General features: G+C 58.0%; 10 protein-coding genes. 5 read left to right on the top strand and 5 right to left on the bottom strand.

Translation table 11 applies throughout. The features are described 5' to 3' along the window. Nucleotides 1-52: 52 nt before the first annotated feature. Nucleotides 53-1,207, bottom strand: a complete 1,155-nt coding sequence (locus IEX01_RS05820) for a mandelate racemase family protein (RefSeq protein WP_024555418.1) — start codon at nt 1,205-1,207, stop codon at nt 53-55. A 511-nt stretch (nt 1,208-1,718) separates the two neighbouring features. Between IEX01_RS05820 and psrA the strand changes: the two genes are divergently transcribed. Further along, nucleotides 1,719-2,618 carry an L-proline-binding transcription factor PsrA gene (psrA, locus tag IEX01_RS05815; protein WP_024555417.1) on the top strand — a complete coding sequence of 300 codons (900 nt, stop codon included), beginning with the start codon at nt 1,719-1,721 and terminating at the stop codon, nt 2,616-2,618. Here psrA and IEX01_RS05810 read toward each other — a convergent pair. Further along, nucleotides 2,593-3,396, bottom strand: coding sequence for a substrate-binding domain-containing protein (locus IEX01_RS05810; RefSeq protein ID WP_024555416.1), 804 nt, complete (start codon nt 3,394-3,396; stop codon nt 2,593-2,595). The genes psrA and IEX01_RS05810 overlap by 26 nt on opposite strands. A gap of 11 nt (nt 3,397-3,407) precedes the next feature. Continuing rightward, nucleotides 3,408-4,715, bottom strand: a complete 1,308-nt coding sequence (locus tag IEX01_RS05805; RefSeq protein WP_188723423.1) for an MFS transporter — start codon at nt 4,713-4,715, stop codon at nt 3,408-3,410. 378 nt (nt 4,716-5,093) lie between these two features. On the opposite strand from IEX01_RS05805, the gene leuA reads away from it, so the two are divergent. Then, nucleotides 5,094-6,752: a 2-isopropylmalate synthase gene (gene leuA / locus IEX01_RS05800; protein ID WP_188723422.1), complete on the top strand. Its 1,659-nt coding sequence runs from the start codon at nt 5,094-5,096 to the stop codon at nt 6,750-6,752. On the opposite strand, the gene IEX01_RS05795 is transcribed toward leuA, so the two are convergent. Continuing rightward, nucleotides 6,749-7,510, bottom strand: coding sequence for an AraC family transcriptional regulator (locus IEX01_RS05795; RefSeq protein WP_188723421.1), 762 nt, complete (start codon nt 7,508-7,510; stop codon nt 6,749-6,751). The genes leuA and IEX01_RS05795 overlap by 4 nt on opposite strands. Nucleotides 7,511-7,970: 460 nt before the next feature. Between IEX01_RS05795 and IEX01_RS05790 the strand changes: the two genes are divergently transcribed. Continuing rightward, nucleotides 7,971-8,807 carry an alpha/beta fold hydrolase gene (locus IEX01_RS05790; RefSeq protein ID WP_024555412.1) on the top strand — a complete coding sequence of 279 codons (837 nt, stop codon included), beginning with the start codon at nt 7,971-7,973 and terminating at the stop codon, nt 8,805-8,807. A 218-nt stretch (nt 8,808-9,025) separates the two neighbouring features. On the opposite strand, the gene oxlT is transcribed toward IEX01_RS05790, so the two are convergent. Next, nucleotides 9,026-10,282: an oxalate/formate MFS antiporter gene (gene oxlT, locus IEX01_RS05785; protein WP_188723420.1), complete on the bottom strand. Its 1,257-nt coding sequence runs from the start codon at nt 10,280-10,282 to the stop codon at nt 9,026-9,028. Nucleotides 10,283-10,791: 509 nt separating this feature from the next. On the opposite strand from oxlT, the gene IEX01_RS05780 reads away from it, so the two are divergent. Together IEX01_RS05780 and IEX01_RS05775 are read left to right on the top strand one after the other, a co-directional pair. Next, a complete protein-coding gene (locus IEX01_RS05780) occupies nt 10,792-11,631 on the top strand; it encodes a DMT family transporter (RefSeq protein ID WP_188723419.1) in 840 nt (279 codons plus the stop codon). A 429-nt stretch (nt 11,632-12,060) separates the two neighbouring features. Continuing rightward, entirely contained in the window at nt 12,061-12,519 is a 459-nt protein-coding gene (locus IEX01_RS05775; RefSeq protein WP_188723418.1) for a universal stress protein, read from the top strand. Nucleotides 12,520-12,531 lie beyond the last annotated feature (12 nt).

Genomic DNA, 12,531 nt, shown 5'->3' with positions numbered 1-12,531 from the left:
TTTTGTAGGGTAAGGGTTGCCGGGCAGACGCCTGGCATGATTTTGTTATTCGTCAGTCGTGGCTGAGGGTGTTCGCTTCGATATAGGCGAAGTTAATGTCTTCACCGAGCCCGGGGCGCTGCGGCAGGTGAACAAAGCCTTCATCGTCCATCGGGTCGACCAGCGTGTTGAGGTAAGGCGCCGGCTCGTCGTAATCCAGGAAAGGATGCAGCAGCCCGCGCTCGTACCAGCGGCAGTTGCGAATAGCGCCGATGACCGCGAGGCTCGCCGCGCCGTTGCCATGCACTTCACAATCCATGCCGAACGATTCCGCAAGGCTCGCCACTTTCAGGGTGGGCGAGATGCCGCCTACGCCGTTGGCGCCTGCGCGAAGAATGTCGCACGCCCCTGCTTTCACCCAGTCCGCCCGGCTGTGGTGTTTGCCGCCGAGGCTTTCCGGCCCGATGACGGGAATAGACAGGTTTTCCGCCAGCCAGCGGTAGGAATCCATGCTCTCCTCCTCCATCGGCTCTTCAAACCAGGCGAAGTTGAGCTTTTCCAGCGCCTTGCCTATCCAGAGCGCCTCGGTGCGGCTGTACCAGTGATAACCGTCAATCATCAGGTCAATATCCGGTCCCACCGCTTCGCGCACGGCGGCGCAGGCTTTAACGTCCATTTTCGGGTCAGGCGCGAAAGAGACAGGCGGCATCCAGGTATGCAGCTTGATGGCCTTATAGCCGCGCGCCACCAGCTTTTCGGCGAAAGCGGCATACTCATCCGGGGTGGAAAGGCCGCCTGCGAGGTCGTCTCCGCACATGGTGCTGCCATAGGCGGGCACTTTATCGCGAAAGCCGCCGAGCAATTTATAAACCGGCATGTTGAGCTTGCGGCCGATTAAATCCCACAGCGCCTGTTCCACAAACGACAGCGCGCGTTCAGTGAGCTGGTGCGCGCTGCCCCGCTGCCAGTGCGCGAGATCCTGCCAGATGCGTTCGCGGTTAAACGCCTCCTGACCGACCATGACCTTGCGCAAAAAGGTGTTGACGACAAAGGGGCGCACCACTTCCGGCGGCGCAAAAGAAAACCCCTGCGTGCCGTCGTCGGCGGTAATCGTCAGCATGGCCATTTTCGCCATACTCTCCGGGCCCGGGTGCGAATGCCCGGCGCTGTCGGAAACCCGGCGCGAGAGGTACTGGAAGAGGGTAACGTTTACAGATTCAATTTTCATGGTCGGTCCTTAAAAAGGCAGGGTAATTCATGTTCTGTTTATCAGCCCCGCGGATTACCGGAATCGGCAAGCAGGTTTTACGTAATTAAAAAGCCGTTTCAATGCTCAATCTAGGCACAAAAAATCACCATGTCCTCGGAAAATGTTCACTAACAGACGGTGATTTTTTGGGCGACAGCACGAAGTTAAGTGATGGTTTTCACAAAAGAAGTGCAAAGTGTGAGATGGGTCAGACCAGGGCGGGAGCGGGAAATTTGTGCCCCGTCACATCAGGCGGAAGCTCAGGTTTTCATCCCCTCTGGCGCTTGCTGCTGGCGGCTTCGACGCCGTTTTTTTCTCAAGCGCGGGAACGGTGCATGGCATTTGTTGCTTTTATGTTTCATTTAAGTTAATCGCATCCCCCTTTTACCCGCCTGTTCTGCTATAACAGGCGGTGCCCTGCCTGCGCAGAGGAGGCCGGGCAAAGGAACGCTACGTTGAATTTTTCGCAGTAAAAGGAAGAGATACCGGTATGCCCGTGAATTTTGACCTCAATGACCTTTACGCGTTTCGGGCCCTGGTGGAGTACGGCAATTTTCGGCTGGCGGCGGAGTCTATCTGCCTTTCGCAACCGGCGCTCAGCCGCCGCATTGATAAGCTTGAAAGCGCGCTGGGATTAAAGCTGTTTGAAAGAACCACCCGGCGGGTGACGCTCACGCTCAAGGGGCAGGCTTTCGCCGAGCGCTCGGGCCAGTTGCTGGCGGATTTTGAAGCGGTGATGGCGGACCTCAGCGAAGTCAGCTTAGCCCGCACCGGGCTGATTACCGTCGCCTGCGTCCCCTCTGCCGCTTACTACTTTATGCCGAACGTCATCCGCAGCTTTCAGGCCAGGTATCCCCGCGTGCGCATCAAGCTTATCGACAGCAGCGCGGGTAACGTCTACGACTCGGTCATGAGCGGCCAGGCGGATTTCGGCATCAGCTTTTCCGGCAGCACGCAGCCCGATATCGAATTTCTGCCGTTGCTCAACGATGAGTACGTGGCGGCCTGTCGGCCTGAACACGCTATTGCCGGTAAAAAAAGCATCACCTGGCAAGAATTTTACCGGCACGACTGGGTTGGGCTGGATAAAACGTCGGGGAACCGCACCCTGCTCGACCAGGCGCTGGCGGAGATTGCGCCCGAACGGCCCAGCATCTGTGAGACGCGCCACGTGACCACCATGCTCGGCATGGTGGAAGCGGGGCTCGGCATCGCTGCCGTGCCCGCGATGTCGATGCCGCTGTCCGCGCATTCCGCGCTGACAAAAGTCGCGCTCACCGGGCCGGTCGTCACGCGAACGGTCGGCCTGCTGAGAAGAAGCGGGCGCATGCTTTCCCATGTGGCGCAGGAGCTTGAAAACACCCTTATTGAACGGTATCGCTCGCTTTGACGGCGTGCTTCGCCTTCACAGAGCGAAGGCCGGTTGACTGAACGACGTTTTGCACCTCCGGCGAGGACAAATAGCGGAGCAAATCCGCCGCCTCATGGCGGTTTGCCGAGGTGGCAGTCACCGCACCGGCAAACCGCGTGGTGTATTGCACCTTTTCCGGCAGTTCGCCAATGAAGGTCACGCCCGGCACCGGCAGCAGCTCGCTCACCTGCTGGAAACCCAGCGCATATTCGCCTTTCGCCACCACCGAGGCCACCGGGATCCTGTCAACCCGGTGCGCTTTCTCTTTCACCTCTTCTGCAATGCCAAGCCGCCGGAACAGCTGCTCGCTGACATACCTGCCGCTGGCGCTGTCGGAGTAGGCTATCGAGCGGGCGTTGCGCAAAGCGGCGCGGAGTTCATCCTCGGTTTTAATGCTCACCGGCGTCGCGCCCTGCTTTATCACCGCGCCGACAAGCGAGTCCGCCAGTTCTACCCGCGAGCCAGGCAGGGTCTGGCCCTGCGCGGCGAGTTTTTCCAGCGCGCTTCCCACCATGATAACCACATCGGCCTTTTCACCCCGCGCCAGCCTTTGCGGAATGGCCTGTGGCGTATCGCCCATGGACGGGCCTGCAACCGTGTGAAGGTGAACCCCTTCCCGCGCTGCAAAACGCGGGGCGAGGGTTTCCCATGCCGCCTTAAAGCCGCCCGAGATCATGACGGTTAACGCTTTAGCCTGAAGCGCCGGGCTGCTCGCCAGGGCAACAATGAACGCCGTAGCGCGCCAGTAGATTTTCACGGTTTCTCTCCTTAGCCGAACGTCTTACGGGCATTGGGCAGCGGCAGCGTGCTGCGACGGTATAAAAAGAGGGTCGCCAGCAAAGCGCATACGGCGGCGAAGCTCATCCAGTACCCCGGCGAGGCTTTGTCGCCCGTGTACTCAATCAATGCGGTAGACATCACTGGCGTAAACCCGCCGAACACCGCCGTCGCCAGGCTGTAGGCAAGCGAAAAACCCGCCACCCGCACCTCCGCTGGCATAATTTCGGTAAGCGCCGGGATCATCGCCCCGTTGTACAGACCATAAATAAACGAGAGCCACAGCAGCACGGCCAGCATCATGTAAAAGCCCGGCGCGCCCGCCAGCAAACTCAGCGCCGGATAAGAGGTGGTCAGCGCCAGCAGCGTCATGGCTATCAACACCGGCTTGCGGCCAAAGCGGTCGGACAGCGCCCCGCCTACCGGCAGCCAGAAGAAATTGGACACCGCCACCAGCAGCGTGACCAGCAGGCTGTCTGAGGCGCTGAGCATCAGCACCTTTTTGCCAAACGTCGGCGCATACACGGTTATCAGGTAAAACGCGGTGGTAGTCATGGCCACCATCAGCATGCCGGCGATAACCACCTGCCAGTTATCGAGCAGCGTTCTGAACGCCTGCCCCATACCGGGATGGCTGCGCCGCGCGTTAAACTCCTGCGTTTCTGCAAGCTTGCGGCGAAGCAGGAAAATAAACAGTACGATCAGGCAGCCGAAAAGAAACGGGATGCGCCAGCCCCATTCGCGGATGGCCGTTTCCGCCAGCAACGCGTTGAGCGCGAAGCCCATCGCCGCAGCAACCATAATCGCCACCTGCTGGCTGCCGGACTGCCAGCTGGTGTAGAAGCCTTTACGCCCCGGCGTGGCGATTTCCGCAAGATAAACCGAGACGCCGCCCAGTTCCGCGCCTGCGGAAAAGCCCTGCAGCAGGCGCCCCGCCAGCACCAGCAACGGCGCCCAGAAGCCGATGCTCTCGTAAGAAGGGATAAGCACAATCAGGAAAGTTCCGGTTGCCATAATGGAGAGCGTGACAATAAGCCCTTTGCGTCTGCCCACCTTATCAATGTATGCCCCCAACACCACGGCACCGACTGGGCGCATCAGGAACCCGGCGCCGAACACCGCGAAAGTGAGCATCAGCGAGGCGAACTCGCTGCTCGCCGGAAAAAAGGCGTGCGCAATGTAGGTGGCATAAAACCCGAACAGGAAAAAATCAAATTGTTCCAGGAAATTACCGGAGGTGACGCGCAGGATAGCGCCAGCGCGCGCCCGGGCAGTTAACGGTAAGGAAGCGGTTTGCATCTGAGTCTCCATTTATTTACGACGCTTTTGCTGCGCCTGATTTGAAGACTGGACCAGGGTTGCGAAGTTAATAAGTGCAATAAATCAATCGACCCATGCGCGGGCTGCATTAATTAACCGCATCCGTGAATAAACTTAATGGTTTACAGATATTTACGCTGGCTGACACAGGTTTAATCTCCGCCTGCCAGCGCCAGATGGCTTTTCCATTTTGTGACGAAATTCATACAGGAATGCGCATTCATGTAACGTCAATTTAACAAAAAGACCATAAGGACGGCGGCGCGGTTGTCCAGTTTAATTAACCTGTTGTCCAGCCCGATGCAGCGCCGTTAGCGACGACTCAGCAAAATGGCATGACGTTAAGAGGAGATAACCATGCTGAGTCAACCGGAAAACAAATACCGTCCCTGGCCCCCCCTGAATCTGCCCGATCGCACCTGGCCTGAAAAGCGAATAACGCACGCGCCGCGCTGGTTATCGACGGATTTACGCGATGGCAACCAGGCGCTGGCCGAACCGATGGACAGCGAGCGTAAGCTCCAGTTCTGGAACTTATTGCTGGAGTGCGGCTTTAAGGAAATTGAGGTGGCGTTTCCTTCCGCCTCGCAGACGGATTTCGCCTTCGTCCGTCAGCTGATTGAGGAAGCGCGCATTCCTGACGATGTCACCATTCAGGTATTAACCCAGGCGCGTGACGAGCTTATCCTGCGCACCTTTGAAGCGCTGCGCGGCGCGAAACGCGCCACGCTTCATCTCTATAACGCCACCGCGCCGCTGTTCCGACGGCTGGTCTTCGGCATGGAGAAACAGGAGATTGTCGCACTGGCTGTCAACGCCACTACCCTGATTCGCCAGCAGTGCGAGCGATATCCGCAAACGTGCTGGCAGTATGAATATTCGCCCGAAACGTTCTGCTTCACGGAGCCCGAATTTGCGCTGGAGATTTGCGAAGCGGTGGCGGATGTCTGGCAACCCTGCGCAGAGCGCCCAATGATTATCAATCTTCCCGCGACGGTCGAGGTAAATACGCCCAACGTCTATGCCGACCAGATTGAGCATTTCTGCCGCCATTTTTCACGGCGCGACGAGGTGTGCATCAGCGTTCACCCGCACAACGATCGCGGCACTGGCGTAGCCTGCGCCGAGCTTGCAATGATGGCGGGCGCCGATCGCGTTGAAGGCTGCTTATTTGGCAACGGCGAGCGCACGGGCAACGTCTGCCTGGTGACGCTGGCGATGAATTTATACAGCCAGGGCATCAGCCCGGGGCTGAGCTTCCATGACATGAACAAGGTGGTTGAAGTGGTCGAAAGCTGTAACCAACTGCCGGTTCACCCGCGTCACCCCTGGGCGGGAAGCCTGGCGTATACCGCCTTTTCCGGCTCGCATCAGGACGCCATCAAGAAAGGGTTTGACGCGCGCAAAGCGGGCGACCGCTGGGAAATGCCCTATCTGCCTGTCGATCCGCAGGACATCGGTTGCAGCTACGAAGCCGTTATCCGGGTCAACAGCCAGTCCGGTAAAAGCGGCAGCGCCTGGATAATTGAGCAAAACCACGGCCTGAGGTTGCCCCGCGCGCTGCAGCAGGATTTCAGTCAGCATGTGCAGCGCGAAACGGATAGCCATGGCCGCGAGATGACGCTAAACGCGTTATGGCAGCTCTTTCGCACGCGCTACGGGCTGGTCCCCCAGCCGCCGCTCGCCCTGCGCGACTACCGCAGCGAAAGCCAGCAAAACGGCCGTTTAAAACTTCAGGCCACGCTTACGGTTAACGGCGAGCAAAAGAAAATCGAGGGATACGGCAACGGGCTGCTCTCCGCCGCCGCTGCGGGGCTGGCGCCTTTAACCGCACAGCCGCTGGTGATTAAAGACTATCACGAGCACACGCTGGGGGAGCGAAGCGACAGCCGCTCGGTCGCCTATATCTGCTGCGAGTTCGCGGATGGCGGCAGCCGCTGGGGCGTGGGCATCGACAGCGATGTCTCGCGCGCCTCGCTGCAGGCGCTGTTCAATGCGGCGGTAGCGCAGGATTAGTCATTAAAATAGTCGCTGGGTGATATGCCCATCACCCGGCGAAACATGGCGGTGAACGCGCTGTGGCTGCCGTAACCCAGCTCCAGCGCAATCGCGAGCACGGATTGCCCCTGCGCCAGGCGAATCAGCGCTTCCATGAGTTTTGCCCGCCTCACCCATTCGCTCCAGGTCAGCGCCGTTTGCTGCTGGAAATGGCGGTTCAGGGTGCGCTCGCTCATGTTAACAAGACGCGCCGCGCGCTGGCTGGACCAGTCATCCGCAGGCCGCGCCTGCATGCTTCTGCACAGCTGGCGCAGTATCGCGGTTTGCGGCTCCGCCAGGCCAAACGGCAGCACGGCCATTCCCCGTATCTCATCCAGAATCAGCTCATAAATACGCTCTTCGCGGCTGCCGCCGACATAGTGTTCAGGAAGCGCCAGCGAGGCCACGATAAGCTCCCGCAGCAGCGCGGAGATTTGCACAATCTGGCACGCGGCGGGAAGGTCCGCTCGCGCGAGCGGATCGATAAACAGCGTTCTGGCCGCCACCTGTCCGGTAATACGAAGCGCATGCCACGTTCCTGCCGGCAGCCAGACGCCGCGGCCTGGCGGGATCACCCAGCACCCGCTCTGGGTATCGACGCGCACCACCCCGCTGATGATATGTAAAAGCTGTGCGCAATCATGCTGATGCCAGGGTTCGGTGGCCCCGTGCGGATAATCATGCGCCACGGGAACCAGGGGGCGATGGGCAAACGAAAGCGAGGCGCTGGATTGCATAGGGTTATCGGTAATCAGTCGCAGATAAAGTTACAGGGACGCTGTCTGGCTGCGCCCCGTTTTAAGGTATTGAAGAGTCATAACAAATTTTTCCGAAAAAGTCAGGCCGGACCTCTGCGCCAGGCTTTGCAAGGCGTCAGGGCGCGCCGTTCGCCTTTTAAAAAATCAGTGAGGCGACAACCTGAGCCTGTTTTCACCTGGGGCGGTCTACAGGCCCGCAGTAATAAATACGCTCGCTCCCTGTTGCGGAATAATAAGAAAGCACGAATTTAAAGCGCGCCGATCATGGCAACGTTTGAAATATGAACGCCAGCCAGAAATTTAAACTGCCACTGGAAATGGCGAAAAAACCGCTTCCTGCATAATTTCTTTGTAACCCCGCGGGCATAACAATGTCATGCGCTGAAGTATCAGCTCAATTATTCACCCTCCCTCACTTATATCGGTCAGGAGATTTCTCATGAGCTTTGTTACCACGAAAGACGGCGTTGAAATTTTTTATAAAGACTGGGGCCCGAAAGAGGCGCAGCCTATTATGTTCCACCACGGCTGGCCGCTCTCCGCTGACGACTGGGATACCCAGATGCTTTTCTTCGTCGCAAAAGGCTACCGCGTGGTGGCGCATGACCGCCGCGGCCATGGCCGCTCCTCCCAGGTCTCCGATGGTCACGATATGGACCATTATGCCGCCGATGCGTTTGCCGTAGTGGAAGCGCTGGATCTGCAAAACGTTATTCATATCGGGCACTCCACCGGCGGCGGCGAAGTGGCGCGCTATGTCGCGAAATTCGGCCAGCCCTCCGGCCGGGTCGCTAAAGCCGTACTGGTTTCTGCCGTACCGCCGCTGATGGTGAAAACCGAGGCGAATCCGGAAGGATTGCCGCTGGAAGTGTTTGATGGCTTTCGCGCGGCGCTTGCCGCCAACCGCGCCCAGTTCTTCCTCGATGTGCCCGCCGGCCCGTTCTACGGCTTCAACCGGGACGGCGCGACCGCGCTGGAAGGCGTTATTCAGAACTGGTGGCGTCAGGGCATGATGGGCAGCGCCAAAGCCCATTATGAAGGTATCCGCGCCTTTTCCGAGACTGACCAGACGGAGGATCTCAAAGCCATCACGGTTCCTACCCTGCTGCTGCATGGCGAAGACGACCAGATTGTGCCGATTGCGGATGCGGCGTTGAAATCGATTGAGCTGCTAAAAAACGGTACGCTGAAAACCTATCCGGGGTTTTCCCACGGCATGCTGACGCTTAATGCGGATGTGCTGAACGCCGACCTGCTGGCGTTTATCGAGAAGTAGTCTGCCTGCGACGAGGCGGGACAGCGTCCTGCCTCGTCGGTGTTTGCGTTTAAACCGGCCTGTTAAGCGGCATCCCGGACGACGGGCACTCTTCACCCCGGTAACGCAATCGCCAGGCAGGAGGATGAACGGGTAAATCTCCTGGCGTGGCTGCATCCGAATGAGGAAGCAGTGGCGGGTTAAGCTCTCATTGCCGTCGTCCCTGAGAAAAGCCGCGATTAACTGTGCTTGCTGATGAACCGCGCGCGCCAGGGTTTTAATACTAACAGCGCCAGCCCGGCAGTGATGAAATCAAGGGCTATCGCGCAGCTGAAGACAACATGCCATCCCTGGGTGTGTTGATACAAAAGCGCGGCCAGCGGACCGCCGAAAATCGAGCCGATGCCCTGCGAAATATAGAGCCAGCCGTAGTTTGCCGCGGCGTGTTTGCTGCCGAACGTATCGGTCAGCGTTGACGGGAATAGCGAGAAAATCTCGCCCCAGCCAAAGAAGACGACGCCGGAAAGCAGCACAAACAGCATGGGGTCTTCACGACAGGCGAGCCATAGCGTCATCGCGACGCCTTCCAGCGCGAAGGCGATAAACATGGTTTTTTCCCGGCCATAGCGGTCAGAGATAAAACCAAACAGCGGACGCGTCAGGCCGTTGGTGAAGCGGTCAATGGTCAGCGCCAGCGGCAGCGCCGCCATGCCAAACACCACCGCCTTGCTGATGCCGAAATCGTCGGCAAAGACCGCCATCTGCGACGTCACCATCAGCCCCGAGGTCGACATCATCGCCATCATCGCAAACATCAGCCAGAACAGCGGCTGGCGCAGCATTTCGCGCGAGGTGAACTGCTTCGCGCTCTGCGCCACATTCTTACTGGCGGGCTGCGACGCTGTGGTCGGCGGCAGCTTTAGCCCCTGGCTTGCCAGAAAGCCGACAAAGGCGAAAATAATGCCGAAGACCGTCATGGTCTGCTCAAGGCCGTAGCTGCCAAGCGAGAGCGAAATCGGGAAGGTGGTCAGAATCGCGCCCATGCCATAGCCCGCCGCCACGGCGCCTGCCGCAAAGCCGCGCTGCTGCGGGAACCATTTCACCATCAGGCCGACAACGCCGATGTAGACGATGCCGGTGCCCAGCCCGCCCATACCGCCGTAGACCAGCCAGAGCGCCGTCAGGCCGTTGATATGCGCAGACAGCACCCAACTGCACCCCGCCAGGATCGTGCCGATGGAGATAAGCAACCGGGGACCGAATTTCTCGACAAGGCGCCCCTGGAACGGTGAAAAGAAGGTCTGAAGAATGATAAGCAGGGAAAAGGTCACCTGCAGCTCGGGTAATCCCACACCCAGTTTCTCAGTGAGCGGGCGGGTCAGCAGCGTCCACACATACTGCGGGCTGGATATGGATGCCATACAGATCAGGCCAAGAACCAGCTGCGTCCACTTGCCATATTTGGGGGCAACCAACGGTTCGCTAAGAACGGTCATAATAATCTCCAGTAGCCGGGTGATGTCGCGTTATGAAGAGACGGCCCGCAGGGCGCCATCCCGGAAAAGCAGCTCATGTCATGCAGAGAAAGGGGTTACCCGCGCGCGACGTCGCCATCGTGATGTCATCGGGGTCCTTGCATGACGCCTTGTCGACAATGGCGTATACAGAGAAAAGCACGAAGCGTGCCATTTTAATTACTGTTTATTTATCAATAGGTTCAAGAAAGAATATTGCACACGGGGAGAAAAGCGCGGCTGTACGCGTTGCACCGGAGCGGTGCGAATGTGTGATCCCGGTGCGTATTATCAGCGTGCGAATACAAGGCGCCGGAGGTTAAACGTGGAGGCGTTCTGGCTTGCCGGGAATCGGCGCAAGGCGAACCGGCGCGAAGGTATGTGAAAGGGATTTATTCGGTTTACGCAAGGAAGGGATGCCAGTAAAGCTACGCTTAATCTGTGCATCCTGTAAGACGGTGTAAAAGGCCGTGTTGGCGACGAGGAAAACAATGAAAAAAGGCCTTCTGGTTATCTTTACCCTGGCGGCGTTCGCCGCGAATTCTGTCCTGTGCCGCATAGCGCTCAAAGAGGGACATGCCGATCCCGCGACGTTCAGCAGCCTTCGCCTGCTCGGCGGGGCGGTAGTGCTGCTTTTTTTCCAGTTGGCGGCCCGTGGCGGGCGCGGCATTCAGTGGAACGTGGTGAATGCGGCTCTTCTTACCGCCTACGCTTTCCTGTTTTCACTCGCCTATGTTCACCTTAATACCGCCACGGGCGCACTGCTGCTTTTCGGCGCCGTTCAGGTCTGCATGATCCTGTGGGGCATCATCCAGGGCGAAAAACCGGGGCGGCGAAAAATAGCCGGTATTGCCGTGGCCGTTACAGGCATGGCGGTTTTACTTCTGCCGGGCGCCAGCATGCCCTCGCCGATACCGGCAATCATGATGATCGCCTCCGGGCTGGCGTGGGGAGCCTATTCGGTAAGGGGTAAAAAGGTGGCGGATCCCACTGGCGCCACCACCGGTAATTTTCTTCTGAGCGTGCCGGTCATCGCCTTGCTGTTTATGCTGTCGCCGGAGCAAAAGATGGTGGATGGCGATGGCGTGGCGCTGGCGCTCGTTTCGGGAGGCGTCGCGTCGGCAGTAGCCTATGTTCTCTGGTACCGCATTGTGCGTCATCTCACCTCGACCACCGCCAGCACCCTTCAGCTGAGCGTTCCTTGTCTCGCAGCGCTTGGCGGCGTCTTCTTTTTGAAAGAAATGCCAGACCTCAGGATGATTTTCGCCACCGCGCTCGTCATCGCAGGCATCGTCATGGTAATCGCGTCGGACCGGGCCGCCGCGCGATAACGGGCAGAATCGTCTCCGGCTAAATGAAAGCGCGTGTCGTTAGGTTCCGGCTGCCGCTTTACGGCGCGGCGCGGCGGCGGGCTTTACAAATAACTGGCGGCAATAGTCTGCTACCTCATTACGCCAGCTGCTAAGCTAATTTTTGCAGTTCAGACTCGGGTTCAGATGAATAAACCGCAGCCCGGGTCGGCTTTTCAGAATCTCTTTTACAAAGTTGGCGATGCCGGCGGGTCGCAAAGAACCGAAATTAATTCTGATAGCAGGGTAACTGAACTCACGTTCAGAGGCGGTAAACGATCCTGAGCGTTTGTCTCTTTATCGTCATGCACGACGATGGGATACGCGCTGTCTGGAATGACATTCATCTTCTTAAATGATGAAGCCCAACAGACCGATTGCCGCCCGGAACGGTGCAAGAGGAGTCATCGTATGGCTTATCATCATATTCTGGTTGCAGTCGATCTTTCTCCCGAAAGCCAGTTGCTGGTCCATAAAGCCGTTGCGCTGGCGCGCGCCTGGGAGTCGGAACTTTTTCTTATTCACGTCGATATAAATTATACCGAAATATACAGCAGCCTGGTCGAAGCGGAATTTCGCCGCGAACAGGAGGCGATTGCGCACGAAACCCAACAGAATCTGAACATATTAGTGGATAAAGCGGGCTATCCCATCCGGGAAATCATTAACGGTAAAGGCGATTTGGTTCAGGCGCTGGATGAAGCAATCCATCAATATGGCATTGACCTTGTCGTATGTGGGCATCATCAGGACTTCTGGAACACCTTAAGATCGCCTGCGCGTCAGCTTATTCATCGTTTGCATGTCGACATGCTGATTGTGCCGCTGCGCGAGGAAGACGAGGAATTCTCAGGAATGAGCCTGTTTTAATCTGTTTTCAGT

This window comes from Franconibacter daqui (genome assembly GCF_014644275.1).
GTDB lineage: Bacteria > Pseudomonadota > Gammaproteobacteria > Enterobacterales > Enterobacteriaceae > Franconibacter > Franconibacter pulveris.
This window is presented reverse-complemented; position numbering and strand designations above follow the sequence as displayed.